Genomic DNA, 22,037 nt, shown 5'->3' with positions numbered 1-22,037 from the left:
CAGTGCGTAGCGACGACGAGACGAAGCGGATCGTCTTCGAAGCCGCACGGCACGCCTTTGCCGTCGACGGCTATGCCGCGACCAGTACCGAAGAGCTGGCGCGGAGTGCGGGGATCTCCACCAAAACGCTCTATCGCCTATTTCCGGGCAAGGCCGCGCTGTTCGAGGCGATGTGCGCGGACCGGCTGGAGCGGCTGCTGTCCGCTGTCGATCTCCAGGCAAACGGAGACGTCGATATCGACACGGGCCTGCGTGCCGCGCTCCTTGCCTGCGCCGATCTCGCGCTCGATCCGGAGGTCGTGGCGTTGCAGCGCATGGTGCTGCAGGAATCCGCCGCGTTCCCCGATCTTGCCGCGAACTTCTACAAGAACGGTATTGCCCGGACCGCCATCGCGCTCGCACGCTGGCTTCGTGTCCAGGTCAAGAAAAAGCTCATCGCGATCGACGACGTCGACGAGGCCGCCGGCATGCTGATCGGCATGGTCGCCTCGGCGCCGCAGCGCGCGGCGATCTATGGCGGCCTGCCCTTGCCGGCGCGCAAGGATATCGAGCGGCGCGTGCGAACCTGCGCGGCCATTTTCCTCGACGGTAGTCGCGTAAAAGCGACCTAGCGGCTTCCTTTTGACAATCCAATCCCGACCGGCTATATATTTCGCATGCGAAATAAAGTAGCCGCGGCGAAACACCATCGGCTGATCTACCTCCTCAGCGTCGCACAACGTCGCCTGCAGCGCTGGATGGCGGCGCAGCCCGCGAGCGAAGTGACGCCGGCGCAGGCGGGGCTGTTGTTCATTCTCGGCAAGCAGGACGGTGTTCTGATGGGCGAGGCAGGTGCTGCGCTTGATCTCGGTCCGGCCGGCATTTCCGGCCTTGTCGATCGCACTGCGACGGCGAGGTTGGTCGAGCGTCGCGCCGATCGCGAAGACGGTCGGGCTTGGCGGGTCTGGCTGACGCCGAAGGGGCGGACCACGCTGGCGCAAGCAAAAGCGTCGACCGCGGAGATCAATGCGAGACTGACGGAAGGATTTACGAGCGCGGAGATCGACATCGTCGCGCGCTGGCTGACGAGCATTCAGGACAAGTTTCCAAGGGATCCGACAAGGGACCCGACAAGAGACCCCACAAGAGATCCAGAGGACTAGGAGAAGAGACAAATGACCGAGCATGTGCGAGTTGAGAACAACGGCGGAATTCTCACGCTCACCCTGGCGCGCCCCGACAAGAAGAACGCGCTGACGGATGCGATGTACGGCAAGCTCGCCGACACCATCGAATCCGCCGAGTTCGATCCGTCCGTGCGCGTGCTGCTGATCCGCGGCGAGGGTGACATGTTTACCGCCGGCAATGATGTCGGCGAGTTTGCGGCCGTCGCGTCAGGCAAGTCCGAAGGCAGCCGCAATGTCGGCCGCTTCATCCAGTCGCTGGCGCGCTGCACCCGTCCGCTGGTCGCAGCCGTGCAGGGCCGCGCCGTCGGCGTCGGTACCACAATGCTCCTGCATTGCGACCTCGTCGTGCTCGCCGAAAACACCCAATTGTCGACGCCCTTCGTCAGCCTCGCGCTGGTCCCGGAGGCCGCATCGAGCCTGTTGATGCCGGCGCGTATCGGATACGCCCGCGCCTATGAGATGTTTGCGCTCGGCGAGACCGTGCCGGCCAGGGCCGCGCTGGAATGGGGTCTCGCCAACCGCGTGGTGCCGCTCGACAAGCTCGACGCCGAAGCGCTTGCGCTCGCCCAGCGTCTTGCCCGACAGCCGGCCGGTGCACTCACGGCGACCAAGAAGCTGATGCGGAATGGCGAGATGCTGGTCGCGCAAATGCAGGCGGAGGGCGAGCAGTTTGCGCAGCGCCTGCGCACGGCGGAGGCGCGCGAGGCGTTCACCGCGTTTGCCGAGCGCCGTCCACCGGATTTCACGAAGATTTCGTGACGCCGGGCCTGCTTAAAAGGTTTGGCAAATCGGGAACTCCCGGCATTTGACTACAACCTTAACGGAACGTTGGCATTCGCGGTGCAAGGTGGCCACTCTTGAAGTGGTGGCTCCGCGACTCATGGCAATGTTTAAGAAATCGGTAAGTTCGCTTCTCCTGGTGCTGATGGCCTTGCTGGCAGCCGGTGCGCTCGCCAGCACGGCGATCCAGATGGTCGGGGCCTTCGGCCGCTACAGCGACAGTCTCGCGACCGCGCGGCTCGCCGCCGCCGACAAGGCGATCTTCCACGGCGTATTGTCACTGCGCAACAATCGCGGCGACGCCCAAAGCGCGCTGCTCGGCGACGACGATCCACGCAGCAAGCTCGGTGAGGCCGAGAAGGCGGAGCAGGGCGGCTATGACGGTATCGGCGCGGCGCTCGCCACGGTCGATTTCGCGCACCGCGACGAGCTCGCCAGCACGCTGAAGCAGCGCTGGGGTGAGGCCGCACCGCAATTCCAGCTGTTCTACGACGAGGCCAAGCGCCCGCGCGCCGAGCGCAAGATCGAGCGCACCAACTCGTGGTACGACGCCGTCACCAAGGTCATCGACACGGCGAACCTCGCCTCCACCGCCGTGTCGAACCGCGCCTGGATGAACGATCCCTTCATTGCCCGCATGATCCAGGTCCGCCGCCTCGCCTGGCAGGTGCGCGACCGCTATGGAATCCACTGTTCGTCACTTCGCTCCAACGTCAACAGCAGCAAGCCGCTCGACGACGCCCAGAAGCGGTCGCTGGCGCAATGGGACGGTACCATCGCCTCCGGCTGGTCCGGCATGGCCGAGTTGCTGGCCGCGCCCGACGTGACAGCGGAACTGGTGACGGCAGCTACGGACGCGAAGGTCAAGACAGACGGTGTCCTCAAGCAGATCGGCGATCTCACCAAGAACTTCGACGGCAGCGGCAAGCCGGCGATGCCCGCTTCGGAATGGAATACGCTCTGCCAATCGCCGTTCCCGCTGATCGTTGCGGTCGCGACCACGGCGCTCGACCAGTCGATCGCGCGCGCCGAGACGGTGCAAGCGAAGGCGCTGACCAATCTCGTGATCCAGTCGCTCGCGTTCCTGATCGCGCTCGCCGTGACGCTCGCCGGCGTTTACGTCGTGCGCAATCGCCTGATGCGTCCGGTGCGCGCCATTCTCGACGCCATCGCCAGGATCGGTGCCCGCGACTACGCGACGCCCGTCCCGCAATCGCGTTATCCCGACGAGTTCGGCACGATGGCGGCCGCGCTCGAAAGCCTGCGCGAGAGCGCGGCGACCGCGGAACGTCTGGGCCGGGAACGCGAATCGCAGCAGGCGCTGCAGCTCGCCCGTTCCGGTACCGTGGACGACGCGTGCCGCAGTTTCGACGCCACCGTGCAGGCAGTGATCCACAGCGTCGCCGCGTCGGCCAAGGAGCTCGATGCCACCGCGACCGATGTGCGTACGCTGGTGTCGGAATCGAGCAGCCAGACGGCTGCAGTCTCCTCCGCCGCCGAGCAGGCCACCAACAATCTCGAGAGCATTGCGGCTGCGACCGAGGAGCTCTCGGCTTCTGTCGGCGAAATCTCCGCGCAGGTGCAGTCCAGCGCGCGCGATGCGCGCGAAGCGGTGTCGCAGGTGGAGCAGACCAATGCCACGGTCGAGATCCTCGACCAGACCGCGGGCCGCATCAGCGAAGTCGTGAAGATGATCCACGCCATCGCCGGCCAGACCAATCTGCTCGCCTTGAATGCCACCATCGAGGCGGCCCGCGCCGGCGAAGCCGGCCGCGGCTTTGCGGTGGTCGCCGGCGAGGTCAAGAGCCTCGCGGCGCAAACCGCGACCGCGACCGAGGAAATCTCGCGTCAGGTCGAGGAGATCCAGGGCGCGACCGGGCAGGCGGTCGCCGCCATCCGCTCGATCGGCGGTGCCATCAGCGGCATCGACGAGAAGATGACCGCGATTGCCGCCGCCGTCGAACAGCAGCGTGCGGCCACCACCGAAATCTCGCGCAACTTCCAGCATGCCGCCCAAGGCACCCGTGAGGTCACCGATACCATCGGCAGCGTCGCCAAGCTCAACCAGGAGACCGGCAACGCCGGCACGGTGCTGTTCCAGTCCGTGACCAAGATGTCGGCCGACGCCGACCGTCTCCGCGTCGCGGTCGAGGGCTTCCTTGGCGCGGTAAAGACCGCTTAAGATTTCATTCCCTGTTCCAACGGCGCGGATCGGCATTGCAGCCGATCCGCTCGCCGGGTACATCTGTCGCGCCGCACGAGCGCGGCGACAGCTGTAAGAGAATGGCTGTAAGAGAGTAGCTGTAAGAGAGTAGCTGTAAGAGAATTTTGGGGATGGAGAGTTAGATGCCGGTTACGCCACAGCACAAAGCCCAGCGCCCCTATCGCGGCGTGTTCCCGGTCGCGCCCACCATCTTCGATGAACGCGGCGAGCTCGATCTCGAGGGCCAGCGCCGCTGCATCGATTTCATGATCGATGCCGGTTCGCACGGAATCTGCATTCTCGCCAATTTCTCCGAGCAATTCGTGCTGACCGACGCCGAGCGCGAGACCGTGATGCATGCGGTGCTGGAGCATGTCGCGGGCCGCGTGCCCGTGATCGTCACCACCACCCATTTCAGCTCGGCCGTCTGCGCGGCGCGCAGCCAGCAGGCCGAGGCCGCCGGTGCCGCGATGGTGATGGTGATGCCGCCTTATCACGGCGCGACCTTTCGCGTCCCGGAGAAAGGCGTCGTGGAATTCTTCAGGGTGCTTTCGGGTGCGATCAACATCCCGATCATGATCCAGGACGCGCCGGTGGCGGGCACGCCGCTGGCGGTCGAGCTGCTGGCGCGGCTGGCGCGCGACTTCGCCAACATTCGCTATTTCAAGATCGAGGTCGCAGGCGCGGCGTCAAAGCTCCGCAGCCTGATCGAGGCGGGCGGCAAGGAGATCGAGGGTCCCTGGGACGGTGAGGAGGCGATCACGCTGCTCGCCGACCTCGATGCGGGCGCGACCGGCGCCATGACCGGCGGCGGCTATCCCGACGGCATCCGCCAGATCATCGATCCCTATTTCGCAGGCGATCGAGAGAAGGCGAAGGCCGCCTATGAACGCTGGCTGCCGCTGATCAACTACGAGAACCGCCAATGCGGCCTGATCGCCTGCAAGGCCATGATGCAGGCCGGCGGCGTGATCAAGTCGGACGCGGTGCGGCATCCCCTCCAGCCGCTGCATCCGGCGACGCGGGCGGGATTGCTGGAATTGGCCAAGGAGCGCGACGCGCTGGCATTGCGGTGGGGGAAGTAGCCTCCGCCGTCGTCCCGGACAAGCGCGCCCCAAGCGCGCGCAGATCCGGGACCCATAACAACAGGGAGAACTTTGGCGAAGACTCGGAGTTATCATCTGGCTGAAGGCGTCGAATTGGCGCGGTTCGGGCGGTTTCCCGCGGCCCGGCGATGACCTATTGTACGCTCGCCAACCAGGCCCGCGGAGCATCTCAAGACATCGCGTAACAGCTCTTCATTATGCCGCTATCCCGAGCCAGGTTGGAGCGAGCCGACGAAACAGGGAGGTAGTGCCATGACGATGAGGCCGGACCCCACCTTTCACGCATCGCCCAAGCTTGCGATGGAAGCACCTGCGGAGAACTTCGCCTACACGTTGCTGCTCAGTCCAGATTTCTCAAAACCGGACGCTCTCGCGGTCATCGACGTCAAGCCGGGATCGCCGACCTACAGCCGCATCGTCCACACCGTGACGATGCCCAACAAGGGCGATGAATTTCATCACTTCGGCTGGAATGCCTGCTCCTCCGCATTGTCGCCGCTAGCCGGACACGCCTTCATCGAGCGGCGCTATCTCATCATCCCAGGGCTGCGTTCGTCGCGAATCTATATCATCGATACCAAGCCCGATCCGACCAAAGCCAAAATCCACAAGATCATCGAGCCCGAGGAAGTCTTCAAAAAGACCGGCTATTCGCGGCCGCATACCATCCATTGCGGGCCGGACGGCGTCTATGTGAGCACGCTGGGCGGCGGCGGCAAAGACGGCACCAACGGGCCTCCAGGCGTCTTCATCATGGATTGCGAGACGTTCGAGGTCCTTGGGCGATGGGAGATCGACCGCGGTCCGCAGACGCTGCATTATGATTTCTGGTGGAACCTGCCGCGCGATTACATGGTGACGAGCGAATGGGCGTTGCCGCCGCAGTTCGAGAACGGGATCGTCCCGGAAGATCTGCTGGCGAACAAATATGGTCATCGACTCCACTTCTGGGATCTCCGCGCCCGTCGCAACGTGCAGACCATCGACCTCGGCGCCAATCATCAGATGGCGCTGGAGGTGCGGCCCGCGCACGATCCGGTTCGCGAATACGGCTTCGTAGGCGTTGTGGTCGACACCACGAATCTCGAAGCATCGATCTGGACCTGGTGGCGCGAAGGCGACAAATTCCATGCGGAGAAGACGGCGACGATCCCGCCCGAGCCCGCGCCAAAGGAGCAGCTCCCGCCGCTGCTCCAGGGCTTTGGCGCCGTGCCGCCGCTGGTGACCGACATTGACCTGTCGATGGATGATCGTTTTCTATATGTCTCGTGCTGGGGCACGGGTGAAATGCGCCAGTACGATGTGAGTGATCCGCGAAAGCCGAAGCTTGCGGGCTCGGTTCACGTCGGTGGCATCGCGCGCCGCACCCCGCATCCGAACGGCAAGGCATTTGCGGCCGGCCCGCAGATGGTTGAGATCAGCCGCGACGGCCGGCGCGTGTACTGGACCAATTCGCTCTATTCCACCTGGGATGACCAGTTCTATCCGGACGGCGTTCCGGGTGTGGAGGTCATGGCCAATGTCGGTCGCAACGGCGGCCTCGAGCTTGACAAGGACTACTTCGTCAGCTTCCCCGACGGGTATCGTGCGCACCAGATCAGGCTGGAGGGCGGCGATTGTTCGACGGACTCCTTTTGCTATCCGTCGGCCTAGATTGGGGGCACGCGAGCCCGGCGCTCGGCTGGCTTTGGCTCGCTCTTGTCGCGAGCGGTCTCTATCACGGGGTCAATCCGGGAATGGGATGGCCGCTCGCCGTGTCGACCGGACTCATGGACAAGACCCCGCGCGCGCTCTTCCGTGCGTTGTGGGCCCTGGCGGCCGGACATCTCCTGGCGACACTTCTCGTGCTGCTGCCGTTCGCGTTCCTGCTCGTGCTGGCCGAGTGGCAGCGTTCGATCCAACTCGGCGCGAGCCTTCTCGTCATCGGCTTCGGCGCCTATCGGCTGATCGAGCGGCGCCATCCGCGCGCGCTGGCACGAATCCCGCCAACCCAATTGGCGCTCTGGTCATTTGCCGTTGCCATTGCTCACGGCGCCGCCTTGATGCTCGTACCGATCTATCTCGGGCTCTGCCGGGCCTTCGAGCTCGATGCAGGCCATGAGGCCGCCGGCGCGCTGATGAAGGCAAGTCTCGGGATGGCGGTGCTGGTGTCCCTGGTGCACGTTGCCGCCATGATCAGCGCCGGCGGATGTCTGGCGTGGCTGGTCTACCGCTATCTGGGATTGAGGTTCGTCTCGCGAAGCTGGTTCAATCTGGATGCAATCTGGGCGAGCAGCCTCGTTCTGGTTGGCGTCGTGGCGCTCGCCTTCAATCTTGCGAGCTGGCGCTGAAGCCTACCGCGTCAAAGCCCACTCGCCGATGATCCGGAAGCGCGCCTTCGCATCGTCCTGCTTGAACAGCGCAATGCGGTCGATCTCGAGTGTACCGAGACCAAGCTCCGCAAATCTCGCCCGCAGCATCTCCAGAATCGGCCCGCGCCGCTCCGCGTCCAGCCGCCCCGTCAGCGTCATGTGGAAGCGGAATTCTTCCATCACGTAGGGATAGCCCCAGCGGTCGAGATACTCGCGCTGGCGCGCGCTGAGCTTTTCGGGTTTTCGCCGCGCGCGGTCTTCCGCCGTCAGGGGCCGACGAAATGAATCGAAATCGCGAACGCAGTCGGCCGCGAGTTGCAGGAGCGCGTCGACCGGCTCAGCCGGAATGACGGCGATGAAGCCGCTGATGGTATCGACCACCGGCTGGATCACCGGCATCGGCCGCGCCTTCGCGGCGAATGTCGCGCAGGCAGCCTTGAGCTCGGCCTCTGTCTTGCCTGATACCAGCGCCATCGGCGCCTTCAGCGTGCCGTGAAAGCCGTATTTGCGGGGATCGGCGGTAATGTCGTGCCAGTCCGGCACGGCATGCAGGGTGCCTTGCGGAAACGAAAGCTCGTCGCTCGTATAGGCATCATAGCCAAGCAACTCGGCGCCGAATCGAGAGAGCGCATTGTCGGCGCCGGCGGAAAAATAGATCGCGTAGCGGGAAAAACCTGTCATTGCCGGAGCATAACCAATTTATGCCGCGACGACAGTCTCGCGCGGCGTCACCACCGGGCCGAGCAGCCGCGTCGCATCGGTGAGATGAACGAGCCGGCCTACGGCGATCACCGCGACCAGCCGCGGCCGCAGCAGCGCGCTATCGTCGACCAGCAGGATGTCGGCGCGATGGCCCGCGGCGAGCGTGCCGCGATCGGTCAGGCCCGTGGCTTGCGCCGGTGCCGACGAGATCAGCTTCCAGGCCTCCGTCAGCGGCAGCACGCCGTCTGAAGCCAGCCGGAATGCGGCGAGCAGCGGCGCCGGATAGTAATAGTCGGATGCTAGCACCGAGCAGAGCCCCTTCGCGATCATGTCCGAGGCCTTGGTCCAGCCAGTGTGGCTGCCGCCGCGCACCACGTTCGGCGCGCCGTAGACGATGGCGTCGCCATGATCTGCGGCCTCGCGCGCCGTCTCCTCGTTGATCGGAAATTCGGCGAGCGTCACGCCGAGGCTGCGAAAGCCCCTGCGCATCGCCGGGGTCGCATCGTCGTGCGAGAGCATCCGCACCTCGGCGCTGCGTGCCGCCGCAGCGAGCCGGGTGATCGAAGCCGGAACATCGGCAGCGCGCGAGACAATATGCGCAACGAGCTTGTCGAACGCCTCGTTCGACAGGCCGGTGCGCTCTACCATGCGGTTGCGCTTGCGCGGATTGGAGATGTCGGCGACGACCCCGTCCATGTGGTCGTTGAAGGCGAACAGGTCGACGCGACCCTCGGCGAGCCACTGGCCGATCTCGGCCTCGGCATCGAGATTGTAGGTCTCATGCCGCAGGTGGAAGCGGGTGTCGGCAGCGAACTGCGGGCGCTGTCGCTCGATCGACTCGAGCAGACGCCTTGCATTGTCGCCGCTGCGCAGGCCCGGCTCCCACGACCAGGTCGTGGCGTGGAACACCGTGGTTATGCCGTTGCCGATGGCCTGGCGATCGGTGTCGGCCAGCGCGACGTCGATCGGGAAATCGACGCCGGCGCGCGGCATCATCTGCCGCTCGAAAGCGTCGCCGTGCAGATCGACGATACCGGGCAGCACCAGCAGCTTGCGCGCATCGATCGCCAGCCGCGCGCGGCCGCGAGATGCATCGATCTGCGCGATGTCGGATCCCGATACTGCAAGGGAGGTTTCGGCGAGCTCGGAGCCGATCAGGGTCCGGCCACCCTCGATGAAAATGTCTGTCACGCGACCGCGCTTCGTTTGCTGGAAGAGGAGCTTGCCCCTGCTTCGTATGTCGTCAGGAAATCTTCAATCGCGAGCTTGCGGAAATCGGGCAGCGCTTCACGCAATTTGTCGTGATCCCAGTCCCACCATGCCAGTTTTGCAAGCCGTCCGGCAACCTCTTCGGAGAACCGCCGCCGCACGATCCGCGCCGGATTGCCGGCCACGATGGTATAGGCCGGCACGTCCTTGGTGACGATGGCGCCGGCCGCGATCACCGCGCCGGTGCCGATATTGCGGCCGGGCAGCACGACCGCGCCATGGCCGATCCAAACGTCATGGCCGATATGGACGTGATGCTGGCGCCGCCAGTCGAAGAAATCGGTGTCGTCGCTCTCGCCCGGGAAGTACGCGCTGGAGCGGTAGGTGAAGTGCGCCTGCGTGGCGCGATGCATCGGATGATTGCCCGGATTGATCCGCGTCATCGCCGCGATCGAGCAGAATTTTCCGATGGTTGCGTAGGTGATCTGCGCGTCGTTGACGACGTAGGAATAGTCGCCCATCGCCACTTCATGCAGGATCGTGCGCGCCCCCACCTCGGTATAGGCGCCGAGCCGGGTCTCATGCAGCTGCGCCGAAGGATCGATAGTCGGTTGGACCGAAAGCACCTTGGCCATGCTGCATCCGAGAATTCGAGGGCGGGCGCTCGTCATCAAGCGGCTTGATGACAAGACAATGACGATGCGATGACAGGGGATGAGGTGTGTAGCAACGCCGCACCGCACCGCGCGTGTCACACAAGTGTCAAGCGTCGGCGATAGCGGTGGGTCCCAGCTACTCTGGAGCCCTGCATGCTGGTGGTTGAAGGTCTGACGTGCCGCTTCGGCGCAAAAGCCGCGGTGGACGACGCCTCGTTTCAAATCTCGCCCGGCGGCTTCGTCGGTGTGATCGGGCGCTCCGGCGCCGGCAAGTCGACCTTGCTGCGGACCATCAATCGGCTCGCGACGCCCACGCAGGGGCGTATCGTGTTCGACAGCCTCGACGTCACCGCGCTGCGCGGCAAGGAGCTGCGGCAGTGGCGGGCGCGCTCGGCGATGATTTTTCAGCAGTTTAACCTGGTCGGCCGGCTCGACGTGCTGACCAATGTGCTGATGGGCCGTCTCGCAAAGATGCCGGCCTGGCGCTCGTTGTCGCAGACCTGGCCGGAGCAGGACAAGGCGCTGGCGATGTCGGCGCTGGAGCAGTTCGACATCGCTTCGCTCGCCGCGCAGCGCGCCGACCAGCTCTCCGGGGGCCAGCAGCAGCGCGTGGCGATTGCCCGTGCACTGGTGCAGCAGCCCGACATCATCCTCGCCGACGAGCCGATCGCCTCGCTCGATCCGCGCAACACCAAGATCGTCATGGATGCGCTGCTGCGCATCAACAAGCATTTCGGCATCACGGTGCTCTGCAATCTGCATTCGCTCGATCTGGCGCGCAGCTATTGCGACCGCCTGATCGGCATGGCTCAGGGGCGCGTGGTGTTCGACGGCGCGCCGGCTGATTTGACCGATCACGTTGCCCGCGAGCTCTACGATCTCGAGGCCGCCGATGTCATGGGCGGCACACCTGCGCCGGCGCCCGAGGGCGTCCCGGCACTCGGAACGGCGGCCGCCGCCTGAGCCGCACTTGCGTCCGTCATTGCCAGTTTTTGCGTCAACAGAACCCAACCGATGATAGAGGGTACCATGATCACTCGCAGACTCGTTCTTGCCGGCGCCGCCGCGCTCGCGTTCACGACTTCAGCCTCCGCAGAGGACTGGAAGGCCAAATATCCCGAACTGACCTTCGCGGTCATTCCGGCGGAGAACGCCTCGGGCGTGACGGAGCGCTGGGCGCCGTTCATGAGCTATCTCTCCAAGGAACTGGGCGTGAAGGTCACGCTGCGCATCGCCAACGACTATGCCGCCGTTATCGAAGGCCAGCGCGCCGGCAACATCCACATCGCGAGCTACGGCTCGGCCTCGTTCGCACGCGCCCGCCTGACCGGCGTCAAGACCGACGCCTTCGCCAACGACATCAACTCCGACGGCTCGACCGGCTATTACTCGGTGTTCTTCGTCAAGACGACCAGCCCCTACAAGAAGGTTGACGACCTCAAGGGCAAGAACCTGGGCCTCGTCGACCCGAACTCGACCTCCGGCAACAACGTGCCGCGCTTCGAGCTCGACAAGATGGGCATCCCCGACGCCGACACTTATTTCAGCAAGGTCGTCTTCACCGGCAGCCATGAGAACGCGATCCTGGCGCTGGCGCAGGGCACGGTGGATGTCGCCGCCAACCAGTGGACCAGCGACGACGATTCGACGCTGGCGCAGATGCTGACCAAGGGCATGCTGAAGAATGCCGACGGTTCGCCGATGAAGAAGGACGATTTCCGCATCATCCACAAATCTGCGCCGATCATCAACGGCCCCTATGCTTATAACTCCGACCTGCCGGAAGAGGCCAAGGCGGCGATCGCCAAGGCGTTCTTCGACGCGCCGGTCAAGGACAAGGCAGCCTTCGATCGTCTCCAGGACGGCCAGAAGAAGGGTTTTCATCCCGCCACCACCAAGGACTGGGATGGCACGATCGAGCTGATCAAGTTCGTCGATGCACTGCGTAAGAAGAAGGCGTCCTGAGTTTCGGGGCGATGCACTGGAGCCGGGTCGATGGACCCGGCTCATTCTCTTTTGACGGACCAGTCTCTATCCGATGACCGTCGCCGTTTCGATCCTCCCCGAGCAGCAGCTTGCTGCGCTGAACGCAGCCTATAACAAGGCGGTCTTGCGCAAGCGGCTCCGTCTCCTGTTGGGAGCCGCGATTTTTGCCGCGGCGCTGCTTCTCGCTGCGATCGGCGCAGAAGTGAATCTGCGGACCCTGTTCACTTACTTCGGCAACTTCCTCAGCTATTTCGATCGCATCCTCACGCTCGATAGCGGCCAGCGGGTCTGGACCGATGTCGGCGAATGGCTGTGGGGCTGGCGCAAATGGCTGAAGATGCTGGGTGAGACGCTGCTGATCAGCTATGTCGGCACATTGATCGGCGCCATCTTCGCTTTTGCCCTGAACTTCTTTGCGGCCGAAAACACCTCGCCCCGGCCATGGCTTCGCTTCGTGGTGCGGCGCCTGCTCGAGTTCGCCCGCACCGTCCCGGGCATCGTGTTCGCGCTGATCTTCGTCATCGCCTTCGGCCTCGGGCCGATGGCGGGCGTGCTTGCGATCGCGATTCACTCTACCGGCGCTTTGGGAAAACTGTTTTCGGAAATCGTCGAGAACGCCGACATGAAGCCGGTCGAGGGTATCCGCTCGACTGGTGCGAGCTGGCTATCCTGCATGCGCTTTGCGATTCTGCCGCAGGTGACCGCTGGCTATGCCAGCTACGCGCTGCTGCGTTTCGAGGTCAACGTCCGCGAAGCGTCCGTCATGGGCTTTGTCGGCGCCGGCGGTATCGGGCAGGAGCTCGTCGTCGCCATCCGCAAGTTCTATTATTCGGACGTCAGCGCGATCCTGCTGCTCATCATCGTCACGGTCTTCATCATCGACATCTCGACCGGCTGGTTGCGCGGCCGCCTCTTCGGCAAGGAGGCGCGGACGTGACAGGGCCGCAGGAGGTCGACACCGCGCAGATCCGCGCGCGCTACCCTGATGTGTTCGAGCGTCCGGCCGCGGCACGGCTTGCGACGCCGGCCATGATCGTCGCGGCGCTCGGCATCTTCGTTTATGGCCTGATTGATCTCGATTTCTCGCCGTCGCGGCTCTTCAGCGGCCTCAGCCAGCTCGGCTGGATCAGCATGATGATGATCCCGCCCGATCCCGGCTCGTCGCTTCCGATCTATCTGAAGGCGATGGGCGAGACGTTGTCGATCGCGTTGCTCGGCACCACACTGGCCGCGCTGCTCGCGCTTCCGGTCAGCTTATTTGCTGCACGCAATGTCGTGCCGTCGATCATCCTGCGCTTTCCCGTGCGCCGTTTCCTCGATTCGATCCGAGGCGTCGACACGCTGATCTGGGCGCTGGTATGGATCAACGTGGTCGGGCTCGGCCCGTTCGCCGGCGTGCTGGCGATCGCCGTGTCGGATTTCGGTGCGTTCGGCAAACTGTTCTCCGAGGCGATCGAAGGCGCCGATCAGAAGCAGGTCGAGGGCATCCGCGCCTCCGGCGGCAGCGCGCTGCACGAGATCCGCTTCGGCCTGTTGCCGCAGGTGCTGCCCGTGATCGCGGGCCAGGTGCTCTATTTCATCGAATCCAACACCCGCTCGGCAACCATCATCGGCATCGTCGGCGCCGGCGGCATCGGCCTCCAGCTCGCCGAGCAGATCCGTGTGCTGGAATGGCAGAAGGTGTCGTTCCTGATCCTGATGATTCTGGTCGCGGTCGCCGCGATCGATTTCGTTTCCAGCAAGCTGCGGTTTGCGATCATTGGGCGAAGGGCTGTGGCCTGATCGCCGATCTCGTAGGGTGGGCAAAGCGAAGCGTGCCCACCAACTTTAAATCTTGGAAAGATGGTGGGCACGGCGCAAGTGCGCCTTTGCCCACCCTACGAGTTCGGATCTGGGGCGAGGGAGAAGAGTTACGGCTCCACCAAGAACTCCACCCGCTCCGCCGCAAACCGCGAGTGCTTGGTCACCAGCGGCTTGCCCTCGAGGTCGAGGTCGGTGGCATCGACCACCAGGATCGGCCGGCCCAGCGGGAGATCAAGCCGCGCGGCGTCGGTGGCGTCGACGATGCCGGCGGTGATCCGGGTCGCGCCGCGGCGATAATCGCGGATCCCGTAGTGCTCGAGCATCTTCGTCATCGAGCGTGTCGCGGCAAACACCGTGCCCGCGCCCGGAAACAGTTCCGCAGACAGCCAGGTGGTGGAGACGCAGATCGGCGCGCGATCGGCGAGGCGGATGGCCTCGATTCGGACCAGCGGTGCGCCGGTCTTCAATCCCAGCTCCCGCGCCAACTCGCGGGTTGCGACATCTTCCGACGTCTCGATCATCCGGCCATGCGGCTCGCGGCCGCCGGCGCCGACGATCTCGGAGAACCGCGTGCGCGAGCGCAGCGGATAAGCGAGCTTCTGCGCTTCGACATAGGTTCCGCTGCCGCGCTCGGCGCGCACGATGCCGCGCTCTGCAAGCGCCGCCAGCGCGCGCCGCACGGTGTGGCGATTGACGCGGTAGGTTTCGGCGATCTCCATCTCGCCCGGCAACTTGTCGCCTGCGGCAAAACGGCCGTCGGCGATGCCGCGCTCGATGCCGTCGGCAACGAGGCGCCATAGCGCGACGCCCGAAGAGGCGGTGTCCTGCATGCTCATGTCGGTGGCCAGCCTAGCTCGAAAATCACACCTTTGTCACGAAACAGTCATGGCGCTCTCGTATCAAGTTGTCTAGTATCATAGACAACTTGGATTCGACAAGTTCTGTAGAAGAGATCGGTGGATTCGGTGACCCAGCACAACACCCAGCAAGCCCAGCGCCAGGCCGCCATGGCCGTGCTGGCGCACGCGGAGGCGGGCGAGATCGCCGCCCGTCTCCGCACGATCCCCTTGCCTGGCCATCAGGATTTGCGGGCGCCCGAAAACGGCCTGGTGATGTTGCGCGGCCGGGTCGGCGGCGACGGCGCGCCGTTCAACCTCGGCGAGGCGACGGTATCGCGCGCCGCGGTGCGGCTTGCGAGCGGTGAGGTCGGCTTCGGCTACACGCTCGGGCGGGACGGTGAGAAGGCGCGGCTGATCGCTCTGTGCGATGCGCTGGTGCAGTCCCGGGATTTTGGTGCAGCCGTCGAGCGCGACGTTATCGCGCCGTTGCGCGAGCAGCTTATGGTCAGGCGCAAGCAGGCGGCGGAAGAGACCGCTGCGACGAAGGTTGATTTCTACACCATGGTGCGCGGTGAGGGGTGAGGCCATGACCACGATTGCGGAACTGCCGCCCGGTTTCGTCGACAAGGTGTTGTCGGCGCAATCGACCTTTCGTTCGGTCATGGATGCGATGGCGCGGCCGGGTTCGGTCCAGCGCATCGTGCCGATGGCGGGAACGCCTGATACGATGATGCGCGGCACCGCCGCGATTGCGCTGACGCTGTTTGACCACGACACGCCGCTCTGGCTTGATGCGCGGATGTCGGAAAGCTCCGACGTCCTGAAATGGCTCAAGTTCCACACCGGCGCGCCCGTGGTGCCGGACTCCTCGATCGCGGCCTTTGCGCTGATCGGTGACGGCGGTGCGCTGCCCTCGCTCGAGCGTTTTGCGCTCGGCACCAACGAATATCCGGATCGTTCGACCACACTGATCATTCAGGTCGACAGCCTGGACGCAGGCCGCAGCTTCGAGCTGCGTGGCCCCGGCATCGACGGTGTCGCAACGCTCCTGGCTTCGATCAAGCCGTTCGACCTGTTTGAACGCGTGCGTTTCAACGAGACGCTGTTTCCGCGCGGCATCGACGTGGTTCTGGTCGCCGATGATGCCGTGGTGGCGATCCCGCGCAGCACGCGTGTCATGAGCAAAGGAGGCTGACGCATGTATGTCGCAGTCAAAGGCGGCGAACGCGCCATCGAGAACGCCCATCGCCTGCTCGCCAATGCGCGGCGCGGCGACCAAAGCGTCGCGGAAGTCTCGCTTGACCAGATCTCGGAACAGCTTGGGTTGGCCGTCGACCGCGTCATGAGCGAAGGTTCGCTCTATGACCGCGAGCTCGCAGCGCTGGCGATCAAGCAGGCCCGCGGCGACCTGATCGAGGCGATCTTCCTGGTTCGCGCCTTCCGCGCCACCTTGCCGCGCTTCGGTGCGAGCGAGCCGGTCGACACCGGCGCCATGCGGGTGCAGCGGCGGGTATCCTCGACCTTCAAGGACATTCCGGGCGGCCAGATCCTCGGGCCCACCTTCGACTACACCCATCGCCTGCTCGATCCGTCGCTGGCCCAAGGCTTTGTGCCGGAAGCGCCGGCTGTTGGCGAAGCCTCGACCGCGCCGACGCCGCGCGTGACTGACATTCTGGGTCGCGACGGACTGATCGAGACCTCGCCGCAGACCGAAGATGGCGCCAGCGTCGGCGACCTCACCCGCGAGCCGCTGAACTTTCCCGCGGACCGTGACTTGCGCCTGCAGAATCTCGCACGCGGCGACGAAGGCTTTCTGCTGGCGATGGGCTACTCCACCCAGCGTGGCTACGGCCGCAACCATCCCTTCGCCGGCGAGATCCGCTTCGGCGAGGTCGAGGTGGAGTTCGCTGCCGAAGACGTCGGCTTTGCTGTGCCGCTGGGCTCGATCGAGCTGACCGAGTGCCAGATGGTCAACCAGTTCAAGGGCTCGGCAACGGAAGCGCCGTGCTTCACACGCGGCTACGGCCTCGCCTTCGGCCAAAGCGAGCGCAAGACCATGTCGATGGCGCTGGTCGACCGCGCGCTGCGTGCCCGCGAACTCGGTGAAGAGGTCGGAGCCCCGGCGCAAGATGAAGAATTCGTGTTGTCGCATTCGGACAACGTCCAGGCGACCGGCTTCGTCGAGCATTTGAAGCTGCCGCATTATGTCGACTTCCAGTCCGAGCTCGGCCTGCTGCGCAAGCTGCGCAAGGAATTTGCCGAAGCCTCTGCCGAGGCCAATGCGCCCGATGCCATGAAGGAGGCCGCGGAATGAACGCGCCCGCCTACAATTTCGCCTATCTCGACGAGCAGACCAAGCGGATGATCCGCCGCGCGATCCTCAAGGCGATCGCGATCCCCGGCTATCAGGTGCCGTTCGCCAGCCGCGAGATGCCGATGCCTTATGGCTGGGGCACCGGCGGCGTGCAGGTGACCGCCGCGATCCTGGGACCGCAGGACGTGCTGAAGGTGATCGACCAGGGCTCCGACGACACCACCAACGCGATCTCGATCCGCAAATTCTTCGCCAAGACTGCCGGCGTCGCCACGACGACGTCGACGGACGAGGCGACCGTGATCCAAACCCGTCACCGTATCCCGGAGACGTCGCTGCACGAAAACCAGGTGCTGGTCTATCAGGTGCCGATCCCGGAGCCGCTGCGCTTCCTCGAGCCGCGCGAGACCGAGACGCGGCGCATGCACGCGCTCGCCGAATACGGCCTGATGCATGTGAAGCTCTACGAGGACATCGCCCGTTTCGGCCATATCGCGACGGCCTACGCCTATCCGGTCAAGGTGAATGCGCGCTATGTGATGGATCCGTCGCCGACGCCGAAATTCGACAATCCCAAGATGGACAATTGCCCGGCGCTGCAACTGTTCGGTGCCGGCCGCGAGAAGCGCATCTATGCGATCCCGCCTTATACCCAGGTGGTGTCGCTCGACTTCGAGGATCATCCGTTCGAGCCGTATCGTTTCAACGCGCCCTGCGCGCTGTGCGCGGCCGAGAATTCCTATCTCGACGAGATCGTCACCGACGACAAGGGCAGCCGCATGTTTGTCTGCTCCGACACCGACTATTGCGAGGGACGTCAGGCCGCCGGCCATCACGGTGCCCTAAGTGCTGCGCCCTACAAGGACAAGGCGCAGGAGGCCTCCAATGGCTGAGCAGGATCTGCTCGAAACCGATCAGCCGCTGCTGGTTGCGGAGAGCCTCAGCAAATCCTACGGCCGCATCGCCGCGTGCCGTGACGTATCGTTCTCGCTCTATCCCGGCGAGGTGCTGGCGATCGTCGGCGAATCCGGCTCCGGCAAGTCGACGCTGTTGCAACTGCTGTCGGGCCAGCTCGCGGCGAGCGGCGGGCAGGTGTCGTACCGGATGCGCGACGGCGTCACCCGCGATCTCGCCGCGCTTGGCGAGGCCGAGCGGCGCCTGCTGTTCCGCACCGATTGGGGCTTTGTGCATCAGGATCCGGCGCAGGGCCTGCGCATGGCGGTCTCCGCCGGTGCCAATGTCGGTGAGCGGCTGATGGCGGTGGGCTGGAACCATTACGGCCGCATTCGCGAGTCCGCCTCCGACTGGCTGACGCGGGTCGAGATCGACGTCGCGCGTATCGATGATGCGCCGCGCACCTATTCGGGCGGTATGCGCCAGCGCCTCCAGATCGCGCGTAACCTCGTCACCGGTCCGCGGCTGGTATTCATGGACGAGCCGACCGGCGGGCTTGATGTTTCAGTCCAGGCCCGCCTGCTCGATCTCCTGCGCAATCTCGTCGCCGAACTGCATCTCGCCGTCGTCATCGTCACCCACGATCTCGCGGTCGCACGCCTTCTGTCGCATCGCGTGATGGTGATGAAGGGCGGCCGCGTCATCGAGACCGGCCTCACCGATCAGGTGCTGGACGATCCGCGTGAGCCCTACACCCAGCTCCTCGTCTCCTCGATTTTGCCGCCATAAGCCTTCCAACAAGAGTCTTCCGATGACCGCCATGATCGACATCGCCGACGCCAACAAGACCTTCACGATGCACCTACAGGGCGGCATCGAACTGCCTGTCGTGCGCGGCGTGACCTTCCACGTCGATCCCGGTGAGTGCGTCGTGCTGTCCGGTCCGTCCGGTGCCGGCAAATCCTCCATCCTGAAGATGATCTTCGGCAATTACCGTTGCGATTCCGGCCGCATCGGCATCCGCCATCGCGGCGAGGTGATTGATCTCGCCACCGCCGAGCCGCGGCAGGTCCTCAACGTCCGCCGCGCGACCATCGGCTATGTCAGCCAGTTCCTGCGTGCGGTGCCGCGGGTCGCCACCATCGACGTGGTCGCCGAGCCCTTGATCGTCAACGGCATGACGCGCGCTGATGCGCAAGCGCGCGCCGGCGAGCTGCTGCATCGTCTCAACATCCCTGAAAGGCTCTGGCAGCTTCCGCCCGCAACCTTCTCCGGTGGCGAACAGCAGCGCGTCAACATCGCACGCGGCTTCATCTCGGAGCTGCCGATCCTGCTGCTGGACGAGCCGACCGCCTCGCTCGATGCCGCCAACCGCGCCGTCGTCGTCGAGCTGGTTGCCGAGAAGAAGCGCCAGGGCGTCGCCATGGTCGCGATTGTGCATGACGACGAAATCCGCCATCTGATTGCCGACCGCATCATCGACGTCACCGGCTTTGCCGCCGCGGCCTGAAGGAAGAGGGACATGAACGCCAAGCCGAAGGAACTCGTGATCGCCAACGCCAGGATCGTGCTGGCGGACCGGGTGATCGAACAGGGCTGGCTTGCTCTTTCGGACGGACGCATTGCCGAGATCGGCGAGGGCAGGGCCCCTGCCGGTGCGGAGGATGCCGGCGGCGATCTGATCATGCCTGGCCTGATCGAGCTCCACACCGACCATCTCGAAGCCCATTACGTGCCGCGCCCAAAAGTGTTCTGGAATCCGGTCGCGGCCGTCGTCTCCTATGACGGCCAGCTCGCGACGTCAGGCATCACCACGGTGTTCGATTCGCTCCGCGTCTGGCGCGAGGACGGCGCCGAGGAGGTCGATGGTCGTGCCGGCGTGCTTGCCGCCGCAATCACGACCGCGCGTGATTCGAGCCTGCTGCGCGCCGACCACTTCCTGCATCTGCGCTGCGAAATCCCGATGCCGAGCGTGGTCGAGGAAGCCAGGGAGCTGGTCGATCGTCCTGACGTCAAGCTGATGTCGCTGATGGACCACACGCCCGGCCAGCGCCAGTTCCGCGACGAGGTCAAGCTGCGCGACTATTATCGCGGCAAGGGCGGCGGCAAGACCGATGCCGAGCTCGACGAGCTGTTCGCAAAGCGCTTCGAGTATCAGAAGACCTATGCCGCGACCAACATGCGCGAGATCGTAGCGCTGGCGCACGCGTACAAGATTCCGTTGGCGAGCCATGACGACACCACCGAGGAGAACGTCGCCGACGCCGTGCGCGACGGTGTCGCGGTGGCGGAGTTTCCGACCACGATCGAGGCCGCGCGCGGCCTGCATGAGGCCGGCATCGACATCCTGATGGGGGCGCCCAACGTCGTGCGCGGCGGCTCGCATTCGGGCAACATCGCCGCGGTGGATCTCGCCCGCGAAGGGCTGCTCGACATCCTGTCGTCGGACTATATTCCCTCCAGCCTGCTGATGGGCGCGTTGCAACTGCCTGAGCATGCGCCGTCGATCGGCCTGCCGGCGGCCATTCGCACGGTGACCAAGGCGCCCGCCGACGCCGTCGGCCTCACCGATCGCGGCGAGATCGCAATCGGCAAGCGCGCCGATCTGATCCGCGTCCATGTCGCGGGCAGCGTTCCCGTGGTTCGCAGCGTCTGGCGCGAAGGCGGCCGTGTCGCATGAGCGAGACCGGCACGACGGCGAAGGACGCGGCGGGCGCGATTGGACCGGGGCGGTTGGTGCTCGTGGTCGGCCCGAGCGGCGCCGGCAAGGACACGCTGCTGCGGCTGGCGCAGGCGGCCTGCGTTGACGATCACGACATCGTCTTCCCGCGCCGCATCGTGACACGCGAGTCCTCCGCCGACGAGGATAACATGGCGATGAGTCCCGACGAATTTCGCGGTGCCCGCGAGCACGGCGATTTCGCCGTGCATTGGGACGCGCATGGGCATTCCTACGCCCTGCCGCTGGAGATCAACGACGACATCCGCGCGGGGCGCGCCGTCGTCGCCAACGTCTCGCGCACGGTCATTGGCACGCTGCGCCAGGTCTATGCCAACGTCGTCGTGGTCGCGATCACGGCGCCGCCGGACGTGCTGGCGCAGCGCCTTGCCGCCCGGGCACGGCACAGCGACGGCAATCTCGCCGAGCGGCTTGCGCGCGGCGTCGACGAGGCCTCCGCCAATGCCGATGTCACTATTCTCAACGCCGGCAGCGCCGACTATCACGGCCGCCAGCTCGTGCGCGTCATCAGGAATGAGTGCTGGCGCGAGTAATCGTCGGCTGAACAGGAGAGAGTGGAATGACGGTGATCAGGACGGTCGAGGAACTCGAAGCCATCTACGGCGCCACCAATGATGCCTCGACCGTGAAAGTCGCCGACCACGTCACCCCGCTTTATCGCATCTTCATCGAGAAGGCGCCGTTCGCCGCACTCGCCACCATCGGGCCCGAGGGCATCGACTGCTCGCCGCGCGGTGATCTTCCGGGCTTCGTCCGCATCCATGATCCCAGGACGCTGATGCTGCCGGATCGCCGCGGCAACAACCGGGTCGATTCCCTGCGCAACATCGTGCGCGATCCCCGGGTGTCGCTGATGTTCCTGATCCCGGGCTCCGGCAACGCGGTCCGCGCCAACGGCCGCGCGCATCTCTCGATCGATCCGGACTTGCTCGTTTCGTTCAAGGTCGAGGGCAAGGCGCCGCGCAGCGTCGTGGTGATGAACGTGGAAGAGATCTACTTCCAGTGCGCCCGCGCCATCGTTCGCTCCGACCTCTGGAATCCCGACAAGCGCATCGACCCGAAGACGCTGCCGACGCCGGGGCAGATCCTCGCCGAGATGAGCCAGAACGAGATCGGCGGAGCCGAGTATGATCGCATCTGGCCGGAGCGCGCCGCCGCGACAATGTGGTGAGTGCTTTCTTCCCCTCTCCCCCTGTGGGCTATGGGATGCCCGAAAGTGATTCCCCGGAGTTTATGGATGTGATTCAAGGCCTTTCGACCTGTCTGGGACGGAGGGCCTGCGATGTCT

The 22,037-nt window shown here is 64.9% G+C and carries 24 protein-coding genes; 20 read left to right on the top strand and 4 right to left on the bottom strand.

The features are described from left to right. Nucleotides 1-2 precede the first annotated feature (2 nt). The 7 genes from ABID59_RS16570 to ABID59_RS16540 all read left to right on the top strand — a co-directional run bounded on the left by ABID59_RS16570 (nucleotide 3) and on the right by ABID59_RS16540 (nucleotide 7,585). Entirely contained in the window at nucleotides 3-611 is a 609-nt protein-coding gene (locus ABID59_RS16570) for a TetR/AcrR family transcriptional regulator (RefSeq protein ID WP_354035816.1), read from the top strand. A 45-nt stretch (nucleotides 612-656) separates the two neighbouring features. Continuing rightward, the gene (locus ABID59_RS16565; RefSeq protein WP_354035817.1) at nucleotides 657-1,142 is read left to right on the top strand and encodes a MarR family winged helix-turn-helix transcriptional regulator; all 486 of its coding nucleotides are present in this window, start codon (nucleotides 657-659) and stop codon (nucleotides 1,140-1,142) included. 12 nt (nucleotides 1,143-1,154) lie between these two features. Then, nucleotides 1,155-1,925, top strand: a complete 771-nt coding sequence (locus ABID59_RS16560) for an enoyl-CoA hydratase (protein ID WP_354084078.1) — start codon at nucleotides 1,155-1,157, stop codon at nucleotides 1,923-1,925. A gap of 121 nt (nucleotides 1,926-2,046) precedes the next feature. Then, nucleotides 2,047-4,128 carry a methyl-accepting chemotaxis protein gene (locus ABID59_RS16555; RefSeq protein WP_354084077.1) on the top strand — a complete coding sequence of 694 codons (2,082 nt, stop codon included), beginning with the start codon at nucleotides 2,047-2,049 and terminating at the stop codon, nucleotides 4,126-4,128. A 164-nt stretch (nucleotides 4,129-4,292) separates the two neighbouring features. After that, nucleotides 4,293-5,234, top strand: coding sequence for a dihydrodipicolinate synthase family protein (locus ABID59_RS16550; RefSeq protein WP_354084076.1), 942 nt, complete (start codon nucleotides 4,293-4,295; stop codon nucleotides 5,232-5,234). 273 nt (nucleotides 5,235-5,507) lie between these two features. After that, nucleotides 5,508-6,908 (top strand): selenium-binding protein SBP56-related protein, encoded by a 1,401-nt coding sequence (locus tag ABID59_RS16545; RefSeq protein WP_354084075.1) that lies wholly within the window; start codon nucleotides 5,508-5,510, stop codon nucleotides 6,906-6,908. A gap of 83 nt (nucleotides 6,909-6,991) precedes the next feature. Further along, nucleotides 6,992-7,585, top strand: coding sequence for a hypothetical protein (locus tag ABID59_RS16540; RefSeq protein ID WP_354084309.1), 594 nt, complete (start codon nucleotides 6,992-6,994; stop codon nucleotides 7,583-7,585). 3 nt (nucleotides 7,586-7,588) lie between these two features. On the opposite strand, the gene ABID59_RS16535 is transcribed toward ABID59_RS16540, so the two are convergent. Genes ABID59_RS16535 through ABID59_RS16525 form a run of 3 tightly spaced genes read right to left on the bottom strand, consistent with a single transcriptional unit; the run spans nucleotide 7,589 to nucleotide 10,152 of the window. Further along, nucleotides 7,589-8,287: a DUF1045 domain-containing protein gene (locus tag ABID59_RS16535; protein WP_148749857.1), complete on the bottom strand. Its 699-nt coding sequence runs from the start codon at nucleotides 8,285-8,287 to the stop codon at nucleotides 7,589-7,591. An 18-nt stretch (nucleotides 8,288-8,305) separates the two neighbouring features. Beyond that, nucleotides 8,306-9,499, bottom strand: a complete 1,194-nt coding sequence (locus tag ABID59_RS16530; protein WP_354084074.1) for an alpha-D-ribose 1-methylphosphonate 5-triphosphate diphosphatase — start codon at nucleotides 9,497-9,499, stop codon at nucleotides 8,306-8,308. Continuing rightward, nucleotides 9,496-10,152: a transferase hexapeptide repeat family protein gene (locus ABID59_RS16525; protein ID WP_148749859.1), complete on the bottom strand. Its 657-nt coding sequence runs from the start codon at nucleotides 10,150-10,152 to the stop codon at nucleotides 9,496-9,498. Before ABID59_RS16525 ends, ABID59_RS16530 begins: the two co-directional genes overlap by 4 nt. Nucleotides 10,153-10,326: 174 nt before the next feature. Between ABID59_RS16525 and phnC the strand changes: the two genes are divergently transcribed. The 4 genes from phnC to phnE (ABID59_RS16505) all read left to right on the top strand — a co-directional run bounded on the left by phnC (nucleotide 10,327) and on the right by phnE (ABID59_RS16505) (nucleotide 13,941). After that, a complete protein-coding gene (phnC, locus tag ABID59_RS16520; RefSeq protein ID WP_354035827.1) occupies nucleotides 10,327-11,136 on the top strand; it encodes a phosphonate ABC transporter ATP-binding protein in 810 nt (269 codons plus the stop codon). Between the two features lie 66 nt (nucleotides 11,137-11,202). Continuing rightward, nucleotides 11,203-12,138, top strand: a complete 936-nt coding sequence (gene phnD / locus ABID59_RS16515; RefSeq protein ID WP_354084073.1) for a phosphonate ABC transporter substrate-binding protein — start codon at nucleotides 11,203-11,205, stop codon at nucleotides 12,136-12,138. Nucleotides 12,139-12,211: 73 nt separating this feature from the next. After that, nucleotides 12,212-13,096 carry a phosphonate ABC transporter, permease protein PhnE gene (phnE, locus tag ABID59_RS16510; RefSeq protein WP_354084072.1) on the top strand — a complete coding sequence of 295 codons (885 nt, stop codon included), beginning with the start codon at nucleotides 12,212-12,214 and terminating at the stop codon, nucleotides 13,094-13,096. Beyond that, on the top strand, nucleotides 13,093-13,941 hold the full coding sequence (gene phnE / locus ABID59_RS16505) for a phosphonate ABC transporter, permease protein PhnE (protein WP_354084071.1): 849 nt from the start codon (nucleotides 13,093-13,095) through the stop codon (nucleotides 13,939-13,941). The genes phnE (ABID59_RS16510) and phnE (ABID59_RS16505) overlap by 4 nt, the downstream gene beginning before the upstream one ends. Nucleotides 13,942-14,069: 128 nt before the next feature. Here the strand turns inward: phnE (ABID59_RS16505) and phnF are convergent, their stop codons facing one another. Continuing rightward, complete coding sequence (phnF, locus tag ABID59_RS16500) at nucleotides 14,070-14,798, bottom strand: phosphonate metabolism transcriptional regulator PhnF (protein ID WP_354084070.1); 729 nt, start codon at nucleotides 14,796-14,798, stop codon at nucleotides 14,070-14,072. Nucleotides 14,799-14,918: 120 nt separating this feature from the next. Here phnF and phnG point away from each other — a divergent pair, with 120 nt between their 5' ends. The 9 genes from phnG to ABID59_RS16455 are packed head-to-tail and all read left to right on the top strand — an operon-like array spanning nucleotide 14,919 to nucleotide 21,920. Then, nucleotides 14,919-15,383, top strand: coding sequence for a phosphonate C-P lyase system protein PhnG (phnG, locus tag ABID59_RS16495; RefSeq protein ID WP_354084069.1), 465 nt, complete (start codon nucleotides 14,919-14,921; stop codon nucleotides 15,381-15,383). Nucleotides 15,384-15,387: 4 nt separating this feature from the next. Further along, nucleotides 15,388-15,996, top strand: a complete 609-nt coding sequence (phnH, locus tag ABID59_RS16490; RefSeq protein WP_354084068.1) for a phosphonate C-P lyase system protein PhnH — start codon at nucleotides 15,388-15,390, stop codon at nucleotides 15,994-15,996. Nucleotides 15,997-15,999: 3 nt separating this feature from the next. Then, nucleotides 16,000-17,115 carry a carbon-phosphorus lyase complex subunit gene (locus tag ABID59_RS16485; protein ID WP_354084067.1) on the top strand — a complete coding sequence of 372 codons (1,116 nt, stop codon included), beginning with the start codon at nucleotides 16,000-16,002 and terminating at the stop codon, nucleotides 17,113-17,115. Beyond that, a complete protein-coding gene (locus ABID59_RS16480; protein WP_354084066.1) occupies nucleotides 17,112-18,008 on the top strand; it encodes an alpha-D-ribose 1-methylphosphonate 5-phosphate C-P-lyase PhnJ in 897 nt (298 codons plus the stop codon). Before ABID59_RS16485 ends, ABID59_RS16480 begins: the two co-directional genes overlap by 4 nt. Next, nucleotides 18,001-18,798: a phosphonate C-P lyase system protein PhnK gene (phnK, locus tag ABID59_RS16475; protein WP_354035839.1), complete on the top strand. Its 798-nt coding sequence runs from the start codon at nucleotides 18,001-18,003 to the stop codon at nucleotides 18,796-18,798. The genes ABID59_RS16480 and phnK overlap by 8 nt, the downstream gene beginning before the upstream one ends. Nucleotides 18,799-18,820: 22 nt before the next feature. Beyond that, on the top strand, nucleotides 18,821-19,519 hold the full coding sequence (gene phnL / locus ABID59_RS16470) for a phosphonate C-P lyase system protein PhnL (RefSeq protein WP_354084065.1): 699 nt from the start codon (nucleotides 18,821-18,823) through the stop codon (nucleotides 19,517-19,519). A gap of 12 nt (nucleotides 19,520-19,531) precedes the next feature. Continuing rightward, entirely contained in the window at nucleotides 19,532-20,689 is a 1,158-nt protein-coding gene (locus ABID59_RS16465) for an alpha-D-ribose 1-methylphosphonate 5-triphosphate diphosphatase (RefSeq protein ID WP_354084064.1), read from the top strand. Beyond that, nucleotides 20,686-21,282 carry a phosphonate metabolism protein/1,5-bisphosphokinase (PRPP-forming) PhnN gene (gene phnN, locus ABID59_RS16460; RefSeq protein ID WP_354084063.1) on the top strand — a complete coding sequence of 199 codons (597 nt, stop codon included), beginning with the start codon at nucleotides 20,686-20,688 and terminating at the stop codon, nucleotides 21,280-21,282. Before ABID59_RS16465 ends, phnN begins: the two co-directional genes overlap by 4 nt. 26 nt (nucleotides 21,283-21,308) lie before the next feature. Continuing rightward, the gene (locus tag ABID59_RS16455) at nucleotides 21,309-21,920 is read left to right on the top strand and encodes a pyridoxamine 5'-phosphate oxidase family protein (protein WP_354084062.1); all 612 of its coding nucleotides are present in this window, start codon (nucleotides 21,309-21,311) and stop codon (nucleotides 21,918-21,920) included. Nucleotides 21,921-22,037: the final 117 nt, after the last annotated feature.

It is taken from the genome of Bradyrhizobium sp. S3.3.6 (genome assembly GCF_040546905.1).
Classification (GTDB): domain Bacteria; phylum Pseudomonadota; class Alphaproteobacteria; order Rhizobiales; family Xanthobacteraceae; genus Bradyrhizobium; species Bradyrhizobium cytisi.
The sequence above is the reverse complement of the archived record's forward strand: the minus strand, read 5'-3'. Positions and strand labels throughout refer to the sequence as shown.